General features: G+C 64.2%; 21 protein-coding genes, 4 tRNA genes and 1 pseudogene. 8 read left to right on the plus strand and 18 right to left on the minus strand.

Features of this window, described 5'->3' with window-relative positions; translation table 11 throughout:
• Positions 1-61 precede the first annotated feature (61 nt).
• Entirely contained in the window at positions 62-724 is a 663-nt protein-coding gene (locus QCE69_RS09590; RefSeq protein ID WP_309811614.1) for an RlmE family RNA methyltransferase, read from the minus strand.
• Positions 725-1,010: 286 nt separating this feature from the next.
• Between QCE69_RS09590 and QCE69_RS09595 the strand changes: the two genes are divergently transcribed.
• The gene (locus tag QCE69_RS09595; RefSeq protein WP_309809063.1) at positions 1,011-1,547 is read left to right on the plus strand and encodes a YhbY family RNA-binding protein; all 537 of its coding nucleotides are present in this window, start codon (positions 1,011-1,013) and stop codon (positions 1,545-1,547) included.
• Between the two features lie 64 nt (positions 1,548-1,611).
• On the opposite strand, the gene QCE69_RS09600 is transcribed toward QCE69_RS09595, so the two are convergent.
• The 7 genes from QCE69_RS09600 to gloB form a co-directional block, all read right to left on the minus strand.
• Complete coding sequence (locus tag QCE69_RS09600; protein ID WP_309930449.1) at positions 1,612-2,127, minus strand: DUF4149 domain-containing protein; 516 nt, start codon at positions 2,125-2,127, stop codon at positions 1,612-1,614.
• A complete protein-coding gene (gene greA / locus QCE69_RS09605; protein ID WP_309809067.1) occupies positions 2,127-2,603 on the minus strand; it encodes a transcription elongation factor GreA in 477 nt (158 codons plus the stop codon). The genes QCE69_RS09600 and greA overlap by 1 nt, the downstream gene beginning before the upstream one ends.
• 117 nt (positions 2,604-2,720) lie before the next feature.
• The gene (carB, locus tag QCE69_RS09610) at positions 2,721-5,975 is read right to left on the minus strand and encodes a carbamoyl-phosphate synthase large subunit (protein WP_309930452.1); all 3,255 of its coding nucleotides are present in this window, start codon (positions 5,973-5,975) and stop codon (positions 2,721-2,723) included.
• 21 nt (positions 5,976-5,996) lie between these two features.
• On the minus strand, positions 5,997-7,139 hold the full coding sequence (gene carA, locus QCE69_RS09615) for a glutamine-hydrolyzing carbamoyl-phosphate synthase small subunit (RefSeq protein WP_309930454.1): 1,143 nt from the start codon (positions 7,137-7,139) through the stop codon (positions 5,997-5,999).
• Between the two features lie 363 nt (positions 7,140-7,502).
• Positions 7,503-8,753 (minus strand): MFS transporter, encoded by a 1,251-nt coding sequence (locus tag QCE69_RS09620; RefSeq protein WP_309930456.1) that lies wholly within the window; start codon positions 8,751-8,753, stop codon positions 7,503-7,505.
• A 115-nt stretch (positions 8,754-8,868) separates the two neighbouring features.
• On the minus strand, positions 8,869-10,500 hold the full coding sequence (locus QCE69_RS09625; protein ID WP_309930458.1) for a transglycosylase SLT domain-containing protein: 1,632 nt from the start codon (positions 10,498-10,500) through the stop codon (positions 8,869-8,871).
• Positions 10,501-10,660: 160 nt separating this feature from the next.
• Positions 10,661-11,518, minus strand: a complete 858-nt coding sequence (gene gloB / locus QCE69_RS09630; protein WP_309917331.1) for a hydroxyacylglutathione hydrolase — start codon at positions 11,516-11,518, stop codon at positions 10,661-10,663.
• A 27-nt stretch (positions 11,519-11,545) separates the two neighbouring features.
• Here gloB and QCE69_RS09635 point away from each other — a divergent pair, with 27 nt between their 5' ends.
• The 4 genes from QCE69_RS09635 to QCE69_RS09650 all read left to right on the plus strand — a co-directional run bounded on the left by QCE69_RS09635 (position 11,546) and on the right by QCE69_RS09650 (position 13,763).
• Positions 11,546-12,379 carry a class I SAM-dependent methyltransferase gene (locus QCE69_RS09635; RefSeq protein ID WP_309917334.1) on the plus strand — a complete coding sequence of 278 codons (834 nt, stop codon included), beginning with the start codon at positions 11,546-11,548 and terminating at the stop codon, positions 12,377-12,379.
• The gene (gene rnhA, locus QCE69_RS09640) at positions 12,379-12,840 is read left to right on the plus strand and encodes a ribonuclease HI (RefSeq protein ID WP_309809081.1); all 462 of its coding nucleotides are present in this window, start codon (positions 12,379-12,381) and stop codon (positions 12,838-12,840) included. Before QCE69_RS09635 ends, rnhA begins: the two co-directional genes overlap by 1 nt.
• Before the next feature lie 34 nt (positions 12,841-12,874).
• On the plus strand, positions 12,875-13,618 hold the full coding sequence (gene dnaQ / locus QCE69_RS09645; RefSeq protein WP_309917336.1) for a DNA polymerase III subunit epsilon: 744 nt from the start codon (positions 12,875-12,877) through the stop codon (positions 13,616-13,618).
• 70 nt (positions 13,619-13,688) lie between these two features.
• Positions 13,689-13,763: transfer RNA gene (locus QCE69_RS09650), tRNA-Val, on the plus strand.
• Between the two features lie 44 nt (positions 13,764-13,807).
• Here the strand turns inward: QCE69_RS09650 and QCE69_RS09655 are convergent.
• From QCE69_RS09655 to QCE69_RS09665, 3 genes and pseudogenes are all read right to left on the minus strand, one after another.
• Positions 13,808-14,319, minus strand: a pseudogene (locus tag QCE69_RS09655) (DUF2214 family protein).
• Positions 14,320-14,395: 76 nt separating this feature from the next.
• Positions 14,396-15,226, minus strand: coding sequence for a hypothetical protein (locus tag QCE69_RS09660; RefSeq protein WP_309917342.1), 831 nt, complete (start codon positions 15,224-15,226; stop codon positions 14,396-14,398).
• Between the two features lie 241 nt (positions 15,227-15,467).
• Positions 15,468-16,532 carry a glycosyltransferase family 4 protein gene (locus QCE69_RS09665; RefSeq protein WP_309917344.1) on the minus strand — a complete coding sequence of 355 codons (1,065 nt, stop codon included), beginning with the start codon at positions 16,530-16,532 and terminating at the stop codon, positions 15,468-15,470.
• 909 nt (positions 16,533-17,441) lie between these two features.
• Between QCE69_RS09665 and QCE69_RS09670 the strand changes: the two genes are divergently transcribed.
• Positions 17,442-19,265: an ABC transporter ATP-binding protein gene (locus tag QCE69_RS09670; RefSeq protein ID WP_309917345.1), complete on the plus strand. Its 1,824-nt coding sequence runs from the start codon at positions 17,442-17,444 to the stop codon at positions 19,263-19,265.
• Positions 19,266-19,296: 31 nt separating this feature from the next.
• Here QCE69_RS09670 and otsA read toward each other — a convergent pair whose 3' ends face one another.
• Positions 19,297-20,700 (minus strand): alpha,alpha-trehalose-phosphate synthase (UDP-forming), encoded by a 1,404-nt coding sequence (gene otsA, locus QCE69_RS09675; RefSeq protein ID WP_309930460.1) that lies wholly within the window; start codon positions 20,698-20,700, stop codon positions 19,297-19,299.
• Positions 20,697-21,449 (minus strand): trehalose-phosphatase, encoded by a 753-nt coding sequence (otsB, locus tag QCE69_RS09680; protein WP_309809095.1) that lies wholly within the window; start codon positions 21,447-21,449, stop codon positions 20,697-20,699. The genes otsA and otsB overlap by 4 nt, the downstream gene beginning before the upstream one ends.
• A 264-nt stretch (positions 21,450-21,713) precedes the next feature.
• Between otsB and QCE69_RS09685 the strand changes: the two genes are divergently transcribed.
• Together QCE69_RS09685 and QCE69_RS09690 are read left to right on the plus strand one after the other, a co-directional pair.
• The gene (locus QCE69_RS09685) at positions 21,714-22,331 is read left to right on the plus strand and encodes an SCO family protein (protein ID WP_309930462.1); all 618 of its coding nucleotides are present in this window, start codon (positions 21,714-21,716) and stop codon (positions 22,329-22,331) included.
• A 2-nt stretch (positions 22,332-22,333) separates the two neighbouring features.
• Positions 22,334-23,221: a cytochrome c oxidase assembly protein gene (locus QCE69_RS09690; protein WP_309917351.1), complete on the plus strand. Its 888-nt coding sequence runs from the start codon at positions 22,334-22,336 to the stop codon at positions 23,219-23,221.
• On the opposite strand, the gene QCE69_RS09695 is transcribed toward QCE69_RS09690, so the two are convergent.
• The 5 genes from QCE69_RS09695 to pgsA form a co-directional block, all read right to left on the minus strand.
• Entirely contained in the window at positions 23,216-23,716 is a 501-nt protein-coding gene (locus QCE69_RS09695) for a GNAT family N-acetyltransferase (protein WP_309917353.1), read from the minus strand. The genes QCE69_RS09690 and QCE69_RS09695 overlap by 6 nt on opposite strands.
• Before the next feature lie 143 nt (positions 23,717-23,859).
• Positions 23,860-23,933: transfer RNA gene (locus QCE69_RS09700), tRNA-Cys, on the minus strand.
• Positions 23,934-24,008: 75 nt separating this feature from the next.
• A tRNA-Gly gene (locus QCE69_RS09705) sits at positions 24,009-24,084 on the minus strand.
• A 94-nt stretch (positions 24,085-24,178) separates the two neighbouring features.
• A tRNA-Gly gene (locus QCE69_RS09710) sits at positions 24,179-24,254 on the minus strand.
• A gap of 184 nt (positions 24,255-24,438) precedes the next feature.
• Complete coding sequence (gene pgsA / locus QCE69_RS09715; RefSeq protein ID WP_309917355.1) at positions 24,439-25,035, minus strand: CDP-diacylglycerol--glycerol-3-phosphate 3-phosphatidyltransferase; 597 nt, start codon at positions 25,033-25,035, stop codon at positions 24,439-24,441.
• Positions 25,036-25,056: the final 21 nt, after the last annotated feature.

A 25,056-nucleotide genomic window follows, 5' to 3' on the forward strand; every position in this document is an offset into this window, starting at 1 on the left:
GTTTTCGGCATAATCGGCGAATATATCGCTCTTATTCGCCGATTTTGTTTAAGGAGCCCGATCAGCCCGGATGCTTGAGCCGGCGTCCGAGTATGAACGTCTCCGACGATTTGTCGCGAGACGCCTTCGGTTTGCGCGGCGCCACCACTTTGAACTGGTGTTTGAACTTCTCGACAATCTGACTATAGCCGCTGCCATGAAAACATTTGACCAGCAGCGCACCTTCCGGTTTCAGATGGTTCTGGGAGAACTCCAGCGCCAGATCGCAGAGATGTTCGATGCGAGCCGCATCCGCACTCGCAACACCAGAGAGGTTGGGGGCCATGTCTGAAATAACAAGATCCACCTGACGCTCGCCGACCATTTCATCGAGTTGCGCGAGCACCTCGTCCTCGCGGAAGTCGCCCTGAAGGAACGTGACGTCGGAGATGGGCTCCATCGGCAGGATGTCGAGCGCGATGATCGTGCCGTCGATGCCGCCCTGGCGCTCGGCGTCGCGCTTCGAGCCCTGCGCCAGCTTGTTGCGCGCGTACTGGCTCCAGCTGCCGGGCGTCGAACCCAGGTCGACGATCACCATGCCCGGCTTGATGAGCTTGTCCTGCTCGTCGATCTCCTTGAGCTTGTAGGCAGCGCGCGCGCGATAACCTTCCCGCTGCGCCATCTTCACGTAGGGATCGTTGATGTGGTCGTGCAACCACGACTGATTGAAACGGTTCTTTGCCATTGAAACGAAAGTGAGGAGGCACCAGCGACGAAAGCGCGCTGCGCGCCGGTGCGTATTTTGCTGCATCGCGTGATGCTTTTAGCGGATAATACGCGGCTTGCTGGCCGGACCGGTCCTTGGGCGCTCGTGCGTTCCAAAACCCCGCTTCCGGCCTGTTTTGTTTTATGGTGGGCGACGACGCGCGTCATGCGCTTCTGGTCACGGATCGCGTCGAATCGTCGCAACTGCGCACGCGTCGTTGCGTGTTAGTTGGCCGCCCACATTTTAGTCGAGTCCCTATTTTCTCATGCCAGCCCTGAAACTCTCCCCCGCCGAGCGCTCCGACCTGCGCTCCCAGGCCCATGCGCTCAAGCCCGTCGTGCTCGTCGGCGCGGAGGGTCTGACCGATGCCGTGCTCAAGGAAATCAACGTCCACCTCGAGGCGCATCAGCTCATCAAGGTGCGCGTATTCGGCGACGAGCGCGAAGCGCGCATTGCGGTCTACGACGAAATCTGCGACCGCCTCAACGCCGCGCCGATCCAGCATATCGGCAAGCTGCTGGTGGTCTGGCGGCCGGAAGGCGCCGCGCCGAAAAGCCGTACGACCCGCACCCGCAGCACCATGCCGCCGAGCGCGGGCGAAGCAGCCGAGCGTGAGACCAAGGGCCGCGCGCCGCGCATCGTCAAGGCCGTGAAGATCTCGCGCGACGCACCGGCCTTCAAGAAGCCGAAGAAGCAGACGCTGAAGGTACTGGGCAACGAGCGTGTCACGGCGGGCGGCAACGTCAAGCGCGCCAAGAAGCGTCAGCCGAGCACCAAGCGTCAGCATCAATCGTCGAAATGATGAACGGCGCGTGCGCTTCTCATGAAGCGTACGCGCCGCGCGAAACCAGCGCGCGTGAGTAAGGTCAGCTGCGCGCGCGTTTCGCGGCCATCTTCGCCGACTTGTTCTTCGGCACGATGGCCACCGGCGCCGCGCCCGGCAAGCGCCAGACGAGCGCGATGCCGAACAGGCTTTCGATCAGATAGATTGCGCTCGAGATACCGTGCAGCACGCCGAACTGCTTCGCATACGGCGAATTTGCGAGGTCGGTGCCGGCTTCCTGCGCGGCCATGCGCAGCGAGTTCATGAACGGCTGCAGGCCGAAATAGCCGATCAGCACGCACAGCAGCATCATGGCGACGATCCAGCGCACGCGCTTGTAGTCGACGATGCCACTCTTCACGTAGCGATTGCCGATCAGGATGAGCACCAGTGCGCTCACCACGCCGATGATCGCTTCAATGCGAAACAGTTGCGCGGCCACGGAGCCGGCCTCGGTCCGGTCCAGCATCGAGAACAGGACCGGCGCTGCAATGAGGCCGAGGGTCAGCAAGCTGCCGACCCACACCATGGAAACGAGGCGAAAGACCCGGTGCGCCATCAGACGTAACGAACGGCGATGATTTCGTATTCGCGCGCGCCGCTCGGCGCCTGCACGGCCGCGACATCGCCCTCGGACTTCGAGATCAGTGCGCGCGCAATGGGCGAACTGACGGAGATGAGACCGTGATCGAGATCGGCTTCGTCGTCGCCGACGATCTGATACGTGACCGTGTTGCCCGACTCCAGGTCTTCCAGTTCGACGGTCGCGCCAAAGACCACGCGGCCTTCGGCTTCCACTTGCGTCGGGTCAATCACTTGCGCCGCGGCGAGCTTCGACTCCAGCTCCGCGATGCGGCCCTCGATGAACCCTTGCTTTTCTTTCGCGGCATCGTATTCCGCGTTTTCCGACAGATCGCCTTGCGCCCGCGCTTCGGCGATTGCGTTGATGACTGCCGGACGCTCGACAGCCTTCAGGCGTTGCAATTCGTCGCGCAGCAGCTCCGCGCCGCGCTTCGTCAAAGGAATCGTGCTCATAGACAACCCACAAACAAAAACAGCCGTAAAAAAATTACCGCGGTTAAGCGCGTCCCCCCTTGACGGGAGGACACCGCTTAACCGCGGCTCGTGAGGCTTGGACCTGTAATCGAAGCCTTAGTTTAGGCGAGCATGCAGGCCTTGTAAATCATAGACTTCCAAATCGCGGAGGTAACGCAAACCTTCCACCGCGGCCCGCGCACCCGACATGGTCGTGTAGTACGTGACCTTGTTGGCCTGCGCGCTCATGCGGATGGAACGCGAATCGGCGATGGCCGCGCGCGTTTCGTCGACCGTGGTGAACACCAGCGCGATTTCACCGTTCTTGATCATGTCGACGATGTGCGGACGGCCGTCCTTCACCTTGTTGACGACCTTCACCGGTACGCCTGCCGCAGCAATCGCCGCGGCCGTGCCCTTGGTCGCAACGATCGGATAGCCGAGTTCGTGCAGCATCTGCGCGACTTCGACGGCCTTCGGCTTGTCGGCGTCCATCACGGTCAGCAGCACCGTGCCGGACTCCGGCAGACGCGAACCCGCCGCGAGCTGCGACTTGAAGAGCGCTTCGCCGAACGTGCGGCCCACGCCCATCACTTCGCCGGTCGAGCGCATTTCCGGTCCGAGCACCGGATCCACCGCCGGGAACTTGACGAACGGGAACACGGCTTCCTTCACGCTGTAGTACGGCGGAATGACTTCCTTCGTCACGCCTTGCTGCTTCAGCTTCTGGCCGACCATCGCGCGCGCGGCGATCTTCGCGAGCGGCAGGCCCGTCGCCTTCGACACGTACGGCACCGTGCGCGATGCGCGCGGATTCACTTCCAGCACGTAGATGATGTCCTGCTTCGAGCCATCGTCCTGCTGCACTTGCTGGATCGCGAACTGCACGTTCATCAGGCCGATCACATTCAGCGCCTTGGCCATTGCGGCGGTTTGCCGCTTCAGCTCGTCGACAGTTTCCTTCGACAGCGAGTACGGCGGCAGCGAACAGGCCGAGTCGCCCGAGTGCACGCCCGCCTGCTCGATGTGCTCCATCACGCCGCCGATGAACACGTCGTCGCCGTCGGAGATGCAGTCGACGTCGCATTCGATCGCGTCGTTCAGGAAGCGGTCGAGCAGCACCGGCGAATCGTTCGACACCTTCACGGCCTCGCGCATGTAGCGTTCGAGGTCGCGCGGCTCGTGGACGATTTCCATTGCGCGGCCGCCGAGCACATACGACGGACGCACCACCAGCGGATAGCCGATTTCCTCGGCCAGCTTGAGCGCTTCGTCTTCGGCGCGCGCGGTGCGGTTGGGCGGCTGGCGCAGGTCGAGATCCTGCAGCAGCTTCTGGAAGCGTTCACGGTCTTCGGCTGCGTCGATCATGTCCGGCGACGTACCGATGATCGGCACGCCGTTCGCTTCGAGATCGAGCGCGAGCTTGAGCGGCGTCTGGCCGCCGTACTGCACGATCACGCCAACCGGCTTCTCCAGGTCGACGATCTCGAGCACGTCTTCGAGCGTCAGCGATTCGAAGTACAGACGGTCGGACGTGTCGTAGTCGGTCGAAACGGTTTCCGGGTTGCAGTTGACCATGATGGTTTCATAGCCGTCCTCGCGCATCGCGAGCGCGGCATGCACGCAGCAATAGTCGAACTCGATGCCCTGCCCGATCCGGTTCGGACCGCCGCCCAGCACCATGATCTTCTTCTTGTCCGTCGGGTTCGCTTCGCACTCTTCCTCGTAGGTCGAGTACATGTAGGCGGTCTTGGTCGCGAACTCGGCCGCGCACGTGTCCACGCGCTTGTAGACCGGACGCACTTTCATGTCGTGACGCTTCTTGCGCACGTCGGCTTGTTGCGAGCCGGTGAGCTTCGCGAGACGCCGGTCCGAGAAACCACTCTTTTTCAGATACAGCAGTTCGTCGCGCGTCAGGCTTTCGAGCGTGCGGCCTTCGAGCGCCTTCTCCTTCAGGATGATCTGTTCGATCTGTGCGAGGAACCACGGGTCGATGGAGGTCTCTTCGAAGATCTCTTCCATCGTCAGACCGAGACGGAAGGCGTCGCCGAGATACCAGATGCGGTCCGGGCCCGGCTCGCCGATCTCGCGAATCACTTCGTCGCGGCTCGTGGTCTTTTCATCGAGCCCGTCGACGCCGACTTCCAGACCGCGCAAGGCTTTCTGGAACGATTCCTGGAACGTGCGGCCCATGGCCATCACTTCGCCGACCGACTTCATCTGCGTCGTCAGGCGCGAGTCGGCTTCGCGGAATTTCTCGAACGCGAAGCGCGGCACCTTCGTCACGACATAGTCGATGGTCGGTTCGAACGAGGCCGGTGTCTGACCGCCGGTGATTTCGTTCTTGAGTTCGTCGAGCGTATAGCCGCAGGCGAGCTTCGCGGCAACCTTGGCGATCGGGAAGCCGGTGGCCTTCGAGGCCAGCGCCGACGAACGCGACACGCGCGGATTCATCTCGATGACGACCATGCGGCCGTCCTTCGGGTTGATCGCGAACTGCACATTCGAGCCGCCCGTATCGACGCCGATCTCGCGCAGCACCGCCAGCGACGCGTTACGCAGCACTTGATACTCTTTGTCGGTGAGCGTCTGCGCGGGCGCGACGGTGATGGAGTCGCCGGTGTGCACGCCCATCGGGTCGAGATTTTCGATCGAGCAGACGATGATGCAGTTGTCCGCGCGGTCGCGGACAACTTCCATCTCGTACTCTTTCCAGCCCAGCAGCGATTCTTCGATCAGCAGTTCGCGCGTCGGCGAGAGATCGAGACCGCGACGGCAGATTTCCTCGAACTCTTCCTTGTTGTACGCGATGCCGCCGCCCGAACCGCCCAGCGTGAACGACGGACGGATCACCGTGGGATAACCGCCGCTGCCCGTGGCCTCGGCGATCTGCGCTTGAACTGCGAGCGCTTCTTCCATCGAATGCGCGATGCCCGATTTGGCCGAACCGAGGCCGATCTTGGTCATCGCTTCCTTGAACTTCTGGCGGTCTTCCGCCTTGTCGATGGCTTCCGGCGACGCGCCGATCAACTCGACCTTGTACTTCTCCAGCACGCCGTGATGGAACAGGTCCAGTGCGCAGTTGAGCGCGGTCTGTCCGCCCATGGTCGGCAGGATCGCGTCAGGACGTTCCTTCGCGATGATGCGCTCGACCACTTCCCACGTGATCGGCTCGATGTAGGTGACGTCGGCCGTGTTGGGGTCGGTCATGATCGTCGCAGGATTGCTGTTGACGAGGATGACCTTGTAGCCCTCTTCACGCAGCGCCTTGCAGGCCTGCGCGCCCGAATAGTCGAACTCGCACGCCTGGCCGATGATGATCGGGCCCGCGCCGATGATGAGAATGCTCTTGATGTCTGTGCGCTTCGGCATAACTGTGCTCTGTGATGTTCTTTATGCGGTGACCTTCGTCGACTCCATCAGCTTGATGAAGCGGTCGAACAGATACGCGATGTCGTGCGGGCCGGGCGACGCTTCCGGATGGCCCTGGAAGCAGAACGCGGGCTTGTCGGTGAGGGCGAAGCCCTGCAGCGTGCCGTCGAACAGCGAGACGTGCGTGACCTTGGCGTTGGCGGGCAGCGTCGCGGCATCGACTGCGAAGCCGTGGTTCTGCGACGTGATCACCACGCGGCCGTCTTCCATGTCCTTCACCGGATGGTTCGCGCCATGATGGCCGGTCTTCATCTTCATGGTCTTCGCGCCGACCGCGAGGCCCATGATCTGATGGCCGAGACAGATGCCGAAGGTGGGAATGCCCTTCGCGATGAACTCGCGCGTCGCGGCAATGGCGTAGTCGCACGGTTCCGGGTCGCCCGGGCCGTTCGACAGGAAGATGCCGTCCGGATTGAGCGCGAGCGCGTCAGCGGCGGTGGACTGCGCCGGCAGCACGGTCACGTGGCAGCCGCGCTCGGCGAGCATGCGCAGGATGTTGTACTTGACGCCGTAGTCGAACGCGACGACGCGGAACTTCGGCGCTTCCTGCTTGCCGTAGCCGCTGCCGAGACGCCATTCGGTCTGGGTCCACTCGTAGCTCTTCTCGGTCGACACGACCTTCGCGAGGTCCATGCCCGCGAGACCCGGGAACGAACGCGCGAGGCCGAGCGCCTTCGATTCGTCATCGCTGCCGGCGAGAATGCAGCCGTTCTGGGCGCCCTTCTCGCGGAGGATACGCGTGAGCTTGCGGGTGTCGATGCCCGAGATAGCGACGACGCCTTGCGCCTTCAGATAATCGGCGAGCGTCTGTTCGGAGCGGAAGTTGGAGGCGAGCACCGGCAGGTCGCGAATGATGAGGCCGGCGGCATGGACTTTGGTGGCTTCGACGTCCTCGGCGTTGACGCCGTAGTTGCCGATGTGCGGGTAGGTCAACGTGACGATCTGGCGGGCGTAGCTGGGATCCGTGAGGATTTCCTGATAGCCGGTGATGGCGGTGTTGAAGACCACTTCGCCGATCGTCGAAACGGGCGCGCCGATCGATTGACCACGAAAGACCGTGCCGTCGGCAAGTGCGAGAAGTGCGGGGGAAAATGACGGCAACACGGGAAGCTCCTTGGGGAACACCCTGTTACCGACCTGTCTGTCCGAAATTCAGGCTTGGCTTCCCGCTGCCCGAGGTACTCGGGCACTCGAGGCGCTCAAGGCGCGCGGGTTTCCTTCGCACAGTGACGGCGGCGGCTCGCGAGGCGCGCATCGCGGCTTGGACCGGCTCGCTCGCGCGCGGCAAGCGGGGTTTCGAAGCAGGCGAAGGGCGGCGTGCGGCGCGCGCTGGCTGGCGCAGCGAACGACGGTGAATGGGAGGTAGGCGCTAGGGTGCGGGTTGAAATGCTCAAACCTTCGAAGTATAGCGTGGAACGGTCATCTTCGCCAGATTCCGGATGCTTGCAGCCGCTTGCACGAGCGTTGTCACGAGAGCGGCTGGGGCGCTTCGGCGTCGTCCTTGCGCATCGTCCGGCCTGGCAGAAAGTACCAGGCCGCGCTCGCCGCCTGCAGCGCGATCAGGCCGATCCACACGGTGACGTGGGCCGTCGCCGGATAGCGGCCGCCGTCGGCATGCCATAGTGAAAGCATCGCGCCGACGCCGACCTGGAAACCGAAGATCAGCAGGAAGATCACGAGCGTGAGCGTCGTGTGCACTCGCCCGATCAGGTGCGGCGCGAAGTATTCCGCGGCGACCGCATAGCTCAGGATGCCCGTGCCGCCGAAAAACCCGTACGCCGCAAGCAGGACGGAAGGCGGCAGCGGCACGCGCAGCACCATCAGGATCTGCGTGGCGACGTACAGCACCATGCCGGTGCCGCAGAACGCGTACACCGACACCCCGCGCCGCTCCATGCCGCGCGCGGCCACGCCGAAACCGACGCAGCCGAGCATCATCGCCAGACCCAGCACGGATACCAGCGCCGCCGCATGCGGGGGCGTGAGATCCATCACGTCGAGCAGGAAGGGGCGGATCCACAGCGACTGCATCGCGAAGAAAACGCCTTGCGTGACGACCGAAAACGACGCGAGCTTCCAGAACACGCCGCTTTTCAGGATGCTCCAGGTGCCCCGGAACTGCGTGATGACGTCGGCGCGCTGGTGCGGGTCGGTTTCCCCGCGAGCCGGTGCACAGAACAGGATCGCCGCCGCGACCACGAGCGTGAACGCCACGAGGCCGAAGCACACTTCCCGCCACGTCGCGACGTGCAGCAGCGACGCCAGCGGCGCCCCGACCACGACGCCACCCAAACCGCCGACCGCCATCGTGAAGCCGTTCACCATCGGCAGGCGGGCGAGTGCGAAATGCTGCGCCGACGCCTTGAAGGCAGCGCTCAAACACACCGACACACCGACGCCGATCAACAGCCGCCCGATCATCAGCCCCACGATGCCGTGCGCCGCGCCGAACACGCCGATGCCCGCCGCCGCAAACACCAGCATGCCGGCCGTGACGCGGCGCGGCCCGAAGTGATCGAGCAGCACGCCGACAGGAATCTGCGCAACCGCGAAGCCGATGAAATAGAGCGAGGTCAGCAGGCCGAGATCGGCGGCGGAGAGGCCCAGGTCGTGGGTGATCAGCGGGGCGAAGCCGAGATTGACGCCGCGGAACACGTACGAGACGAAGTAGCCGGCGGCAAACAGGAAGAAGACGCGAAGACGGACGGAGGACAGCATGCGGAACCGGTATTTCCTGATTCTTCTGGACCGCCAGTTTAATCGGGGCCGGCAAAAGAAACGCCGTCACCTTGGTGACGGCGTGGGATAGCGACCCGGCGACTCGCGCCCGACGCTACTTCTTCTTGCTCGTCTTCGTGCTCGTGGCAGCGTGCTTGGCGGTGGTTTTCGCGGCGGCCGGCTTGGCTGCCGACACCTTGGTCACCTTGCCCGACGAATGCGCAGGCGCCTTGCCGCGCGACTTCGATTCCGGCACGCGCGTGCCGATCTTCGACACCCCGCCCGACGAGCGGCTCGACGCCGCCACCGTCTCGACCCGCACCGGACCCGGCTCGGCCGGCACCGGACGGCCGTACGGCACATGCAGCACGACCACCTGCCCCGGCATGAACATGTCGCCGCGAGTGCGGTTCCAGGATTTCACCTGCGATGTGGATACATCGTAGCGGTCGGCCAGCGTCGACACCGACTGCTTGCGGCGCACGCGGATCACGAGCCGGCGCGTGTCGGGCACGTCGCGCTCGACGGCCAGCGTCGCGTTCGCGGCGACATCGGCGCTGATGTCTTCGTCGTCGTCATCGGTGCGCGGCACGACGATCGTCGAGCCAGGCTTCAGGCGCATGCCCGCCGGAATGCGGTTGACCGACATCAGCGTGTCCGCATCAACGCCGATCTTCTCGGCGATCGCAGTGGGACGCGCCCGCTCCGTGACGGTGTACGTGGTCCACGACGACAACGGCCCCGAATACGACGTCAGATTGCGCTGGAACGAAGCGGCGTTGTCAAACGGCAGCAGGATCTGCGGGTTGGTCGCGCCGAGAATCACCGGCTTCGCGAACGACGGATTGAGCGAGCGGAACTCCTCGACGCTCATGCTGGCGAGCTTCGCGGCCATCGTCACGTCGATGTCGCGTGCCGTCGTGACCGTCACGAAGTACGGGTGATTCGGAATGTCCGGCAGCGTGAGCCCGTACATCTGCGGATTGCTGACGATGTTCTTCACCGCCTGCAGCTTCGGCACGTAGTTCCGGGTCTCGTTGGGCATGCGCAGACTTTCGTAGTCGGTCGGCAGGCCCGCGGCCTCGTTCCGCGCGATCGCGCGCTGCACGTTGCCCTCACCCCAGTTGTACGCGGCGAGCGCGAGATGCCAGTCGCCGAACATGTCGTGCAGACGCGAGAGGTAATCGAGCGCGGCGCTGGTCGAGGCCAGCACGTCGCGGCGCTCGTCCTGCCACATGTTCTGCTTGAGGTTGTAGTCGCGGCCGGTGCCCGGCACGAACTGCCACATGCCGGCGGCCTTCGCCACCGAAAGCGCCTGCGGATTGAACGCCGATTCGATGAACGGCAGCAGCGCCAGCTCGGTCGGCATGTGCCGCTGCTCGAGCTCCTCGACGATGTGATACAGGTATTTCTGCGAACGGCCCGTCATGCGCTCGACATAGTCCGGGCGCTGCGCGTACCAGTTGACCTGCATGTCGACCAGGTCGCTCTGCAGATCGGGAATCTGGAAGCCCGCGCGAATGCGGCTCCAGAGATCGGCGGAACCGACCAGCGAGGTGACCGGAGTCTTGTCGACGTCGATGGTTTCCTTGGCGGCCGCGGTGCGACGGATGGTATCGGCTACTTTCTGCTGCTGTTGCTCGGAGGCTGTGGCGGGTGTGTTGAGAAGAGGATCAGACGCCGTCGGCCCTTGGCTCGCGCACGCGGCGAGCATCAGGACGGACAGCGCGCTAAGAATTAGTCGCATGGAACGTCTCGGCTTCCAAAGGATGAGGCTTGGAAATTTGCAGCCGATGGTACGGAACCACACCAAGTACGTCAATAAAAACGCACGCGAAAGCCCTGCAAAATCCGCGATCTAACAGCGTTTCCAACGTTTCGGATTAACTTGACCCGAAAAATCCGGCTCAACGGAACTTATCTTTCCAGCCGCGCATCATGCGAAATGCCTCCAGCCGGTCGGCGACCGGTGCGCCGAACTGCTCGGCCAGCCGCGTGTGAATGGCCGGGATGTCCGCGCGCAGGAACGGATTCACCGTCTTCTCGTGCGCGAGGGTGGTCGGCAGCGTCGGCTTGCCGGAGACCCGCAACGCCTGCGCGGCGGCGTCCCAGCGCGCGAGCGCGTCGTTGTCCGGCTCGACCGCGCGCGCAAAGCGGATGTTGGACAGCGTGTACTCGTGCGCGCAATGCACCTGGGTGGTGTCCGGCAGCGCGGCAAGCGCGTCGAGCGAGGCGAGCATCTGTTGCGGCGTGCCCTCGAACAGGCGGCCACAGCCGCTCGCGAACAGCGTGTCGCCGCAAAACAGATGGGGCGTGCCGTGCGGATCGGCCGCCTGGAAATACGCGATGTGGCCGGCCGTATGGCCCGGTACATCGATGACGGAGAACGCGAGCGCGGGGTGCGCGACGTTCACCGGGTCGCCGCCCGAGAGGCGCTGCGTCAGATGCTCGATGCGCTCGCTGGCCGGGCCGTAGACCGGAACGCCGCCCTCGGCCGATCGGCGATCGAGCAGCGCTTTCACGCCGCCGACATGGTCCTGATGATGGTGCGTGAGTAAAATAGCGGTCAGCCGCCAGCCGCGTTTGGCCAGATATGCCTCGACGGGCGCGGCGTCGCCCGGGTCGACCACCACTGCATCGCGGCCGTCCGAGACGAGCCAGATGTAGTTGTCCTCGAACGCCGGCACCGGCACGTACTCCAGTGCACCGTGAGCTGGCCCCTGAGCTGGCCCGTGAGCCCGCGAGCTTCCGTCAAGCGATTCCATAGCGATCATCTATGCGTCAACCCGAACATGTCTGACCGAGCGATTATAGACTGGCCCACCTGGACGAGCTCTGCGCCCGGGCGCTACGTGCTCGACTGGGAGCAGGCGCAGCTCGATCACGTGGTGTCCGACATCTTCGGCTATCACGCGCTGCAGCTCGGCATGCCGCAGCTCGACGCCTTGCGCGAGAACCGCATGACCGGCCGCGCGCTCGTGCTCGACGCCGAAAGCGCATCCAGTGCGCCATACATCCCGCCGCGCGCCACCACGCCCGGCGTCAGCGCCCTGCCCGCCGCCAGCGCGCCCGACGGCCGCAGCACCGTCTGGTGCGACCTGCTCGACCTGCCGTTCGAAGCACAGAGCGTCGACCTGCTGGTGCTGCCGCACACGCTCGAATTCTCGCCGGATCCGCATCGGCTGCTGCGCGAAGCCGAGCGCGTGCTGTTGCCGGAAGGCCAGCTGATCATCCTCGGCTTCAATTCGCTGAGTTTGTGGGGCGCGCGGCAATCGCTCGGCAAGGTGGCGGGCCGGCCGTTCGTGCCGTCGGCGCACGAGATGATCGCGTTCACGCGCATCAAGGACTGGATCAAGCTGCTCGGTTTCGACCTTGAACGCGGCCGCTTCGGCTGCTATCGTCCGCCGCTCGTCACCGACAAGTGGCTGCAACGCTATCAATTCATGGAGCCCGCCGGCGACCGCTGGTGGCCCATCTTCGGCGCGGCGTACATGATCACGGCCGTGAAGCGCGTGCGCGGCATGCGCCTGATCGGCCCGCGCAAGCTGAAAAAATCCGCGCTCGCCGCCGGCCTCGCGCCGGTCGCCGCTCCGCATACGCGCAACGAGACTTCCATCGAGCCTTGATGACTGACGAATCTGCATCGAACACCGTAATCGACATCTACACGGACGGCGCCTGCAAAGGCAATCCTGGTCCCGGCGGCTGGGGCGCCCTGCTGCGCTTCGGCACGCTGGAGAAGGAACTGTTCGGCGGCGAAGCCGCGACGACCAACAACCGCATGGAACTGATGGCGGTGATCGCCGCGCTCGAAGCCCTGAAGCGTCCGTGCCAGGCCGTGATCCACACCGATTCGCAATATGTCCAGAAAGGCATCAGCGAATGGATCCACGGCTGGAAGAAGAAGAACTGGATGACCGCCGCCAAGACGCCCGTCAAGAACGCCGACCTCTGGAAACGGCTGGACGCACTCGTGGCGCAGCATCGCATCGAATGGCGCTGGGTCAAGGGACACGCGGGCCATCCCGAAAACGAACGCGCCGACGCGCTCGCCAATCGCGGCGTGACCTCGCTCGCCGACAGCTAATCCGCAGCACGAATCACCGAATCCAAGACATCCCATGCGCCAACTGATACTGGATACCGAAACGACCGGCCTCAATGCACGGACCGGCGACCGGATCATCGAAATCGGCTGCGTCGAGCTGGTCAATCGACGGCTCACCGGCAATAACCTGCATCTCTACGTGAATCCGGAACGCGACAGCGACCCTGGCGCGCTCGCGGTGCACGGCCTGACGACCGAGTTTCTCAGCGACAAGCCGAAGTTCGCCGAGATCGCGGCGCAACTGCGCGACTTCATCGCGGGCGCGGAGCTGATCATCCATAACGCGCCCTTCGACGTCGGCTTCCTCGACGCGGAGTTTGCGTTGCTCGGCTTGCCGAAGGTGAAGGAGACGGTGGGCGGCGTGATCGATTCGCTCGCACAGGCCAAGCAGATGTTCCCTGGCAAGCGCAACTCGCTCGATGCGCTGTGCGACCGGTTCGGCATCAGCAACGCGCATCGCACGCTGCACGGCGCGCTGCTCGACTCCGAGCTGCTCGCGGAGGTCTATCTGGCGATGACGCGCGGGCAGGAAAGCCTCGTCATCGACATGCTGGGCGAACAGCCGGCGGCGGGTGCGTCCGCCACGCCGCGCGAAGCCTTCGACGATCTCGACCTGCCGGTGATCGCGGCAAGCGCGGACGAAGTGTCGGCGCACGAGGCCGTGCTCAACGAGCTCGACCGGGCCATCAAGGGCACGAGCGTCTGGCGCGTGGAACCCGCGCCGGCATCGGCGGAAGGCGATGCAGTCGCTGCGTGATTATTTTCGGATTTGCTTAAAGAGGGGCTAGACGAGATGCAGAACGCCTGACATAATCTCGTCTCTCTTCGGGTGGTTAGCTCAGCGGTAGAGCACTGCCTTCACACGGCAGGGGTCACTGGTTCGATCCCAGTACTACCCACCAGGATTCTGGTGTTGGTAAAGACAAGCACCGAAGATCAAAAAGGCTCAGGTTTCACGACCTGAGCCTTTTTTCATTTTCGCGTCGTCATCATCCGCCCGAGACGCCCAGATCCCGCGCGCCATGCCGCTCGCCGCGATCACCATCACCATCACGAGTCCCGCTTCCAGATCGCTTATCCACGCGAAACGGCGGGCGCGCGTGAGATCGATCGGCCCGCCCTGCGCCAGCGGATCAGCGCGAGCATCGGCGACACTTCGATCAGCAGGATCACGACGAGCGCCGTCATCTTCAGGTGGAACAGCGGCTCGTGCAGATAGTAGGCCGCGCCCTTTTCGAAGCCACCGAAGGCGCGCATCGCGCCGGTCACGATCAGCACGATCGCCGTGATGCCCCAGACCATGTCGGAGCGGAAGACATCGCGCAGACGGAGTTCGTTGGCCTGGACGGACTGCGTGGCGTCGAGCCGCCGCAACGCACGCGCGCGCGCCAGCACGGAACCGAGCGCGAGGCCGAAACCCAGCAGATGAAGCGCGGCCAGCATCCAGCGTATCAGCATGCTTTCCTCCCACTGCAACAGAACAAGGCGAAAGACGTGTACGTACTTGCGGCGAGGCGAGGTGAGGTGGCGCGCGTCAGATCTGGCGCAACGTCGTATCGAGCGAACGGGCGGCCTGGCGGTCGCTTTCACGAGCAATCGGCGCGCGAAACACCGTCGTGCGATTGTGCCCTGCCGCGGCCGGCGAATCCCACAGCAATTCGACTCGGGCGCGCCGCGCGAACAGGCCGCGCCGCACCTCGCCGCGCGCATGGACGGCGGGCGTGGCGGGTTCGGTGGCGGGTGCGAGCAGATTGGCCGAAGGCGCGGCGCGCTCGGGCGGCTCGGCCCACTTGAGGGAGAGTTCGCGCGCATCGTACTGGCCGAGCTTGCGGCTTTCGGCCCAGACGACGGCGGTGCGCGTCACGGGATCGAGCGAAATGGCGTAGCGGCCGATGGCGAAGCGGCGCGCCGCGATGTTGGTGCGCCACAGCGCGCGCGGACGGCAGATCCACATGACGACCGCATACAGCGCGGGGCCGACCAGCAGCCAGCCGTTCGTCTCCGTGAGCGCATGGATGAAGCTGCGTCCGCCTGACGCCCAGATGAAGGCGCCGACCGAGAACATGGCGAAACCGAAGGTCAGGAGCGCGAGCAGCCGCAGCGCTTGCCGCAGCCATTGCGGCAGCGGATGGAGCGGCCGCTCGAGCCGCGCTTTCGCGCCGGGCAGCACGACCAGCAGGAAGATCAGCACGACGTTCACGCACGCCCACGGCGACGAGGTCATGGCGCGCAGAGAGGACAGATAGCCCATCTGCGACATCGATAACGCCCAGCGCGCTGCCAGCACCAGTCCGATGGCGCGCAGTGCGAAGACCGTGCCGGCGCCGGGTGCGGGGCTCGCGCTGGTTTGCCTGGTTCTCGCCAAAAGAAACTCCTGTCCACGTACGATGCTGGGCTGCCCCGCGCAATGCGAAGTCCGGGCCATTATAGGGAGATTACGGATCTCGTCAGAGGTTTCCACGAGCGTAGCGCGGTCTGGCGCTCCAAGAACCTTGCCGTGCGCTCCCGACTGTGTCTGATTACGACAACGCCCCGCGTGCCTTGAGGCGCGCGGGGCGTTTTTTGCAACTTACGCCGCACCCGGGTGAAACCCGGGCGGCGCCCGTTTAGCTGGCGTTGACTTCGCGCAGCACGGTGCGGCGTTTCTGACGCAGCATCTCTTCGTACACGCTGACGTAGTTCGCCGCCATCACCTTCGACGAGAAGCGCGCTTCGAACGCGGCGCGGACTTTCTCGCGCGGCAGCGTATCGAGACGCTTGACGGCGGCGATCGCGCTCAGTTCGTCTTCCACGACGAAGCCCGACACGCCGTTCTCGATCACTTCCGGCACCGAACCGCGGTTGAACGCGATCACCGGTGTGCCGCAGGCCATGGCTTCGATCATCACCAGGCCGAAGGGCTCCGGCCAGTCGATCGGGAACACCAGCGCATGCGCGTTGCCGAGGAACTCACGCTTTTCGGATTCGCCGATTTCGCCGATGTACTCGACGTGCGGGAGCGCCATCAGCGGCTTGATCGTTTCTTCGTAATAGGCGCGGTCAGCCTTGTCGATCTTGGCAGCGACCTTGAGCTTCATGCCTGCCTGCCCGGCGATGCGGATCGCGCGGTCGAGGCCCTTCTCCGGCGAAACGCGGCCGAGGAACGCGAGGTAGCCCGGCTCCACATTGGGGATCGGCGTGAGCACGTTTTCCGGCAGGCCGTGATACACGGTCGACAGCCAGTTGGCCTGTTGCAGCGGCTGGCGCTGGTTGTCCGAAATCGAGATGACCGGCACGTCCTTGAACGTGTTGAAGATCGGCTGCAGTTCGGGCAGGTCGAGACGGCCGTGCATGGTCGTCAGGAACGGCACCGGCTGGCGCGCGAACAGCGAGAACGGGTAGTAATCGATGTGGAAATGCAGCACGTCGAATTCTTCGGCGCGGCGGCACACTTCCTCGAGCAGCAGCATGTGCGGGGCCATCACGTCGCGGATGGTCGGGTCGAGGCGCAATGCCTGCGGCCAGAATGCTTCGAGCTTCGCGGACGTCTGCGAATCACCGCTCGCGAAGAGCGTGACATCGTGTCCGGCTTCCACGAGTGCCTCAGTCAGATAAGACACCACGCGCTCCGTGCCACCGTACAGCTTCGGCGGAACAGCTTCGTGGAGGGGCGCGATTTGAGCGATTCGCATGTCGTGAAACTCCTAATGAAAGGTCAGGCTAAAAACTACAGTCGTTTTGACGTCGGGAGCGAATCGCTCGGCTCGGGCGAAGCTTTCCGCGGCGCGTGGGCCGCGGCGCAAAGGCTGATGCTCGAGTGAAGAAGCGGGGTCGCTGTTCACTGGTTCCTGCGCGGTCGATCGGACAAAGCAAGTGCAGTTCCAGATCTCAAAGATGCCGCGCGCCTGCAATTAACGCGCTTGCAACTGGACGGTTGACGGCAACTTGCAAAAAGCTGTCTACGGCCTAGGGAGAAACCCGGAGCGCATTATGGAGCTTTTTACACGCGCGTAGCGGCAGTCATTTCAACTTATTTACGTTGTTACAAGAGGGATACATTTTGCAAACCCCTGTTTATTAAGGTTGTTCTACATTGGAGGACGGGTTTTACAGGGTCTCCGGGAAAGGCGGTACGGCATGGCTGCTCCGGAGGCCGCGTCAGCCGGAGATTCAGTGCGAAGCCCGGCGCTGGCGCGCCACGTGCTTTTATCGCTGCTGGCCTCGCCGCTCGTTGCCGTCATGCGAGTGATTGGGCGCAAAAAGTTGCCCAAAGTACTTACAATGCCCGCCGACGCCCAATGCCGGACAGACGGTGAACCGGACAAAGGTCGGCAAACACTCGGCGCTGTCATGACCAATGGATCGCCACCCGAATTACCGCCGCAGCGATGTTCGGCGGCCCACATGGGCCGGATATCGGCGACCCGAAGACGCCTTGCCCGTCCGCGATACTGGCTACAATCCAGTGATGGAGACGGCGCTGCGTCGCTTGATTGACGTCGGTCGCCCCGTGGCGGGCCAGATTTCGAAAGCCGCGGAAGTTTCAGCGGACGTGCCCGAAGGCGCAACACGCTCAACCGCTCTACGACCAAAAAAGACCATTGGACCAACTCACCGTCTCCCAGCGTAACGCGTACAACGCGAAGCTTTCGAGCTACGCGCATCATCCGCTCGCGTTCCTGCTGCGCTACATCCGCCGGCATCCCGTCGCCCATGCGATCGTGCTCTTCAGCGTGTTCGCCGCGGTGGGCTGTGCCCTCGCCTCGCAATACGCGATCAAGCATCTGATCGACGTGCTCGGCCAGGGGCGCGGACACCCCGGCCCGCTGTGGGGCGCGTTCATGATCCTGGTGGGCCTGATCGCCGCCGACAACCTGCTGTGGCGGGTCGGCGGCTGGGTCGGCGCCCATGTGTTCGTGATCGTCACCGGCGATCTGCGCAAGGATCTCTTCTCCTATCTCTCCGGCCACTCGCCCACCTACTTCTCCGAGAAGCAGCCCGGCATGCTCGCCAGCCGGATCACCGCGACCTCGAACGCCATCTACACCGCCGAAAACGTCATGGCGTGGAACGTCCTGCCGCCGTGCATCGCGGTGCTGGGCGCCATCGTGATGATCGTCGCGGTGAATCCGTGGATGGCCGCCGGCCTGATGACCGCATCGCTGGTCCTGGCGCTGATCCTCTACCGCCTTGCCAAGCGCGGCTCGGCGCGGCATCACAACTTTGCGTCGAAGGCGGCGTCGGTGGATGGCGAACTCGTCGACGTGATCGGCAACATGTCGCTGGTGCGCGCGTTCGGCATGACGTTTCGCGAGCAAAAACGCTTCGGCTCGACCGTGAAAGCCGAGATGGTTGCGCGCCAGCAGAGCCTGCTGTACCTCGAAAAGCTGCGCCTGTTCCATGCGGTCGTCACGGCGATCCTCTCCGCCGGCCTGCTCGGCTGGGCCTTGTGGCTGTGGTCGAAAGGCCAGGCGACGTCGGGCGATATCGTGCTGGTCAGCTCGCTCGGTTTCACGATCCTGCATGGCACGCGCGATCTCGCCGTGGCGCTGGTGGATGTCACGCAGCACGTCGCGCGTCTCGCCGAAGCCGTGCAGACGCTGCTCGAGCCGCACGGCATGCCGGATCGCTCGGATGCAACGGAACTCGTGCCGCAAGGCGGGCGCGTCGACTTCGAAAACGTCACGTTCGCGTATCCGCGCCGCCGGCCGATTCTCGACAACTTCCAGCTGCATATCGAGCCGGGCCAGCGCGTCGGGCTGATCGGCAAGTCGGGGGCGGGCAAATCCACCGTGCTTGCGCTGCTGCAACGGTTCTACGAGACCCAGAAAGGCAGCATCAGGATCGATGGCCAGGACATCGGCTCGATCACGCAGGACAGCCTGCGCCATTCGATCGCGCTCGTGCCGCAGGATATCTCGCTGTTCCACCGCACCGTGTTCGAGAACATCGCCTACGGCCGTCCCGAGGCGAGCCGCGAGGAAGTGCTCGCCGCCGCCCGCGAGGCGCGCTGCACGGACTTCATCGAGGCGATGCCTGAAGGTTTCGATACGATCGTCGGCGACCGCGGCGTCAAGCTGTCCGGCGGGCAACGCCAGCGCATCGCGATTGCGCGCGCCATCCTGAAGAACGCGCCGATCCTGCTGCTCGACGAGGCAACTTCTGCGCTCGACAGCGCGTCGGAAGAGGCGATCCAGCAGGCGCTCGACCGCCTGATGGTCGGCCGCACGGTGATCGCGATCGCGCACCGTCTCTCGACCTTGCAAAACTTCGACCGCATCATCGTGATGAGCGCGGGCAAGGTCATCGACGACGGTTCGCCGCAAGAGCTGCGCGACCGTCCGGGGCTGTATCGCGAACTGCTCGCCAAGCAGCACGGCAAGCTGCCGTCGATCGTCTCGACGCCGCACAAGCAACCCGCCTGAGCGGGCTTGTCCCGCATCAGCGGGGCGGGCTTCAGCCCGCGTTGAGATCGCGCAGGAAGTTGTCGCGCCAGACCGAGACGTTGTTGTCGCGCAGCTGCTGCATCATCTCGTTGTAACGCGCGCGACGCTCGGCCAGCGGCATCTTGAGCGCCGTGGCGAGTGCATCGGCCATGCCGTCGATGTCGAGCGGATTCACGATCAGCGCCGCCGTCAGTTCACGCGCCGCGCCCGCGAATTGCGACAGCACCAGCACGCCGGGATCGTCCGGATCCTGCGCCGACACATACTCCTTCGCCACCAGATTCATGCCGTCGCGCAAGGGCGTGACGAGGCCGACGTGCGCCTCGCGGAACAACGCGGCGAGCACCGGCCGCTCGTATTGCCGATGGATGTAGCGGATCGGCGTCCAGTCGAGCTCGGCGTAGCGCCCGTTGATGCGGCCCGACTCCGCTTCCAGCTGCAGGCGGATGTCGCGATAGGCATCGACGTCCGAGCGCGTCGGCGGCGCGATCTGCAGGAACGACACGTTGTTGCGCTGATGCGGATCGTGTTCGACCAGGCGTTCGAACGCGCGAAACCGCTCGACGAGACCCTTCGAATAGTCCAGCCGGTCGACGCTCATCACGAGCTTGCGATGATGCAGCGTCGCCTTGACGATCTCGACGTCGCGCCCGCTTTCGCCGTCTTTCGCCAGCGCGGCGATTTCATCGGGATAGACGCCGATCGGATACGCCGCCGCGCGCAGGCTCTGCCCGAACGCGCGAATCCCGGCGGGCTGCGCCGCGTTGCGCGTGACCGCGCCGCCCGCCTCCGTCACGATGTATTCGCAGAACGCCTGCAGATCGGGCTCGGTCTGGAAGCCGAGCAGATCGAACGCGCACAGCGCTTCCATCAGCTCGCCATGCCGCGGCACGGCAAGCAGGATCTGCGGCGCGGGAAACGGAATGTGCAGGAAAAAGCCGATGCGGTTCGTCACGCCATGCGCCCGCAATGCCTGGGCGAACGGAATCAGGTGGTAGTCGTGGACCCAGATGATGTCGTCGGGCTTGAGCAGCGGCGCGAGCTGCGCGGCAAGCCAGCGGTTCACGCGGCAATAGCCGTCGAATTCGTTGCGGTCGAACTCGATCAGGTCGGGCCGATAGTGGAACGCCGGCCATAACGTCGCGTTGGAAAAGCCGCGGTAGTACTGGTCGTAGTCGCGCCGCGACAGACCGATGGTCGCGAACGTCACCGGTCCGTGTTCCTCGAGCTTGATGCCAGGCTGATTGTGGGACTGGGCGTCCGTGGGTGAAGACAGCACGTCGCCGCTCCAGCCGAACCACATGCCGCCGGTTTCCTTGAGCGCGTCGTACACGCCGACCGCCAGGCCGCCCGCCGCCGGGCCGCCTTCGGAGATCGGCGCCACCCGGTTCGACACGATGATGAGCCGGCTCACGCGTGCTTCCCCGCCGTGCCCGAGATGACCTGCAGCCAGTCGAGCAGCAGTTCGACCGACTCGATGCGCGCCCGCGCAACGGTATCGCCGGGACCGACCTTGACCGAGAGACCGTCGAACTCGTTGACCACCGCGAAGCCTTTCTCGTCGGTGAGATCGTCGCCGATGAACACGGGCCGGCGTCCGGTGAACGGCGGCTCTGCCAGGAAGGCGCGCACGGCGCGGCCCTTGTCGACATCCTTCGGCTTGATCTCGTAGACCATCTTGCCCGGTTGCAGCACGTAGGCGTCGGCGTATTGCTGCACGAGGCGCTCGGTGGCGGCGCGCGCGGCGGGTTCGCGTTCGGCCGCATTGCGATAGTGCAGCGCCAGCGCCGCGCCCTTGATCTCGAGCAGCATGCCGGGGTTCGCGCTCACGACCTTCTCCAGCTCGTGTTCCATGCGCAGCAGGCGTTCGTCGTTGAAGCCGATGCGCTGCAGGTCGCCGTTGGCGTCGCGCCGCTCCGCGCCGTGCATGCCCGCGACGGGCAGGTCAGGCATGTGCAGGAAGGAGTCGATATTGTCGATGCCGCGCCCCGACACGACCGCCACCGCACCGTTGGTCGCGCGCCTGAGCGCCGCGAGGATGTCGGGCACCGAACGCGGCACGAAAATGCCGTCCGGTGTGGAGGCGAGTTCGACCAGCGTGCCGTCGAAATCGAAGAAGAAGGCAGTCTCGGCGAGCGAGAGGGAATCAGGGAGAATTTGCATCGATTTTGGGCCTGGTGTTTGGCTGGCGACACCCTCGACAGACGCCGCCAGACATGCGCGAAGTGTGGGCATCTTACCGCCTGAGGGCTTTCGGGCAAGCAAGCCGCTATCTTACAAATACCGGCGCAGGGTCTTTCAGCGCGCTTGAAACGTGCGGCAAATCGTCTCGAAAAAGCCGGGGCGACGTGATGTTTTGCCGGCCATCAAGCAAAAGGCGTGTATTTTGCGACGTTGTCCTCGAATCATCCTGCAAGACGAATCCCGATGCACGCTTCGTTCCCAGCCTTTCTTGTCCGGCGGTTCATCGCCGGCGTTTTGACCGTGTGCGCGCTCGCCGCCTGCTCGAAGCCCGCCGAACCCTGGCATCTGACCGATGTCTCGGGCCATCTGCCCGACCTGGACTTCTCGCTCGTCGATGACGGCGGCCAGCCCGTTACCGGCGCGTCCTTCACGGGCCGGACCACGCTGGTCTACTTCGGCTACACGCATTGTCCGGATGTCTGCCCGGAAACCATGGCGCGGCTGATGCAGGTGCTGGAGCGCGTCGGCCCGGACGCGGACAAGGCGCGCATCGTATTCATTTCCGTCGATCCCGCCCGCGACACGCCCGCGCTGCTGCGTTCCTATGTGCGCGCCTTCGACGACAAGCACGCCGTCGGCCTCACCGGCACCGACCGCGCCATCGAGCGGGTCGCGCAGCGTTATCGCGTGGCGTATCAGATGGAAAAGCGCGCACCGGACGGCGCGTACGAGGTCACGCACAGCTCCGCCGTCTACATCTTCGACGCCGCAGGCCACGCGCGACTGCTCGCCACCGAGCAGGATTCCGCGGACGCCATCGCGACCGATCTGAAACGCGTGATCGACGCGAAGGCTTCCTGACCATGCACACCCTGCTCTACTGGCTCGACCCTTGGGAGCCGTCGCCGACGGTCGTGATCGCGGTGCTCGCCGCCGGCATCCTGTTCGCGCGCGGCGCGCGGCATGCGCGCGTGACGCTGGCGCGGCGCATCGCGTTCTGGTTCGGCCTGGGCGCGCTCTACGTGGCGCTGCACACGCGGCTCGATTACTTCTTCGAGCATGAGTTTTTCATGCATCGGCTGCAGCATCTGGTGCTGCATCACCTCGGGCCGTTCTTCATTGCGCTGTCGTATCCCGGCGCGGCGCTGCGCGCGGGCATTCCGTTCAATTGGCGCAGGCGCTGGCTGCGCCCGGCGGCTCAAAGCAGCGTGGCGCGCGGTTTCTTCGCCGTCGTGTTCAATCCGGTGGTGGCGGTCGTGCTGTTCGTCGGGCTGATCTACTTCTGGCTGCTCTCGCCGATTCACTTCAAGGCGATGCTGGATGCCCGGCTCTATCGCGTGATGAACTGGAGCATGGTCATCGACGGCCTGCTGTTCTGGTGGCTTGTGCTCGATCCGCGTCCGGCGCCGCCCGCGCGTCTCGCGCCCGGCAGGCGGATCCTGATCGTGATCGCCGCGATTCCGCCGCAGATCATCCTGGGCGCGTATATCTTCTTCACGCCGCACGAGCTCTATCCGATCTATTCGATCTGCGGTCGCGCATTCACGTGGATCACGCCGATGCGCGACCAGCAGATCGGCGGCCTTCTGCTATGGATTCCGGGTTCGATGATGAGCGTGATCGGCGCGCTGATCGCACTGCGTCACTGGATGCGGCTCTCGGCGCGCACGCGCCTGCGCAAGGAACGCGGACGCGGCGTCGATGCCGCGCCCGGCGGCGCGAAGGTCAAGACAGACGCGGTCGCGTCATGAGCCGAAGCCGGGACGGCGCATCCAGACGTGCGGGATGCCGTCCTCGTCGTGAATCCCCGACGACGCCACGAAACCGAACGCGCCATAGAAACGCTGGAGATGCGCCTGCGCGTGCAGGCTGATCGGCTCGTCGGGCCATTGCGCGAGGATGTGCTGGAGTGCGCGTTCGAGCATCGCGTTGCCGAGCTTGAGACCACGAAACTTCGCCGTGGTCAGCACGCGGCCGATGCGCACGTCTTTCTCGCTGTCGTCCGGCGTTCCCGGCAGCAACACGCGCAGATAACCCGCGAGCGCGGGACGCTGGCCGTTCTCGCCGGCGCCATAGGCCAGCAGGTGCCGTGCATCGATATCGAGACCGTCGATGTCGCCATACACGCAGTTCTGCTCGACGACGAACACCGCGCTGCGCGCCGCGAGCATGTCGTAGACCTCGGCGGTCGAGAGGTCGTCGAAGGCCTTCCAGCGCCATTCGAGTGAAGAGAGTCGGTCGGTCATGGGATTCCGGATGCGAGGAGTATCGCGATTATGCCGCGCGATGTGCGGCCGCGAATAAACCGTGACGCGGTCATGCGCGCAAGCTGATTGGCGAAAACCTCCGAGCAAAAAGAAAAAGCCCTGACGGATCAGGGCTTTTCGAGTGGAGGCGCGGACCGGAGTCGAACCGGTCTAAACGGCTTTGCAGGCCGCTGCATAACCGCTTTGCTACCGCGCCGTATGCGGTTCCGGCTGCCGGTCATACGCCGGCTTCTTCACCAAACAAAAAGGGAAGCTTGGCTTCCCCTTTGATTGGAGCGGGAGACGAGTCTCGAACTCGCGACCTCAACCTTGGCAAGGTTGCGCTCTACCAACTGAGCTACTCCCGCAATGTCCTGCAATGCTGCTGGTGTTACTTGTACGGCTGCTTCCGGCGTCACGCGCGCTTTGCTTCAGCGCTGACCACACCGGAAACTTCTGATCTGGAGCGGGAGACGAGTCTCGAACTCGCGACCTCAACCTTGGCAAGGTTGCGCTCTACCAACTGAGCTACTCCCGCATTTTTACTGCTGCGCCTGCTGCACATTTTTACCGCACTTCGCTGGTTTGCGTCGTGCCGTGCATCAGAGAAACGAGATTATGTAGAAGCTAAAGAAGCCTGTCAACAGTTTTGTGAGAGGAATTTTCCGTTTCGACGCAATTTTCCGCGTACACGCATCTGAGCCTCTTCCGCGACGGACGCCTCACAGCATGCCGCCCCGTTCGCGAATCTGCGGCCACGCGAGCTTCATGTAATAGAGCATCGACCAGACCGTGAGCACGGCGGCGACGTCGATGAGCCACAGCCCCCACACACGCGTGTCGATCATCCATTGCGTGCCGGTAATCCTGAGCGGACCGTAGAACAGCAGCATCGGGATGGCGACCATCTGGCACACGGTCTTGAACTTGCCGAGTTGATTCACCGCGACGCTCTTCGATGCGCCGATCTGCGCCATCCATTCGCGCAGCGCCGAGATGGTGATCTCACGTCCGACGATCACGAGCGCGATCACCGCGTTCAACCGCGACAGCTGCACCAGGACGAGCAAGGCGGCGGTCACCATCAGCTTGTCGGCGACAGGATCGAGGAACGCGCCGAATGCCGACGTCTGGTTGAGCTTGCGTGCAAGAAAGCCGTCGAACCAGTCGGTGAGCGCGGCGAGCACGAAGATCAGCATGCCGAGCAGGTTGCGGTGCTCCGGGCTCATCATCATGTCCGGCAGATAGAACACGCCCACGACGAGCGGAATCAGCACGATCCGCAGCCATGTCAGAAAGATCGGTAGATTGAACGGCATGGGCGCAGGCGAGTGAAGGAC

This window comes from Caballeronia sp. LZ032 (assembly GCF_031451315.1).
In the GTDB taxonomy this organism is placed as follows: domain Bacteria; phylum Pseudomonadota; class Gammaproteobacteria; order Burkholderiales; family Burkholderiaceae; genus Caballeronia.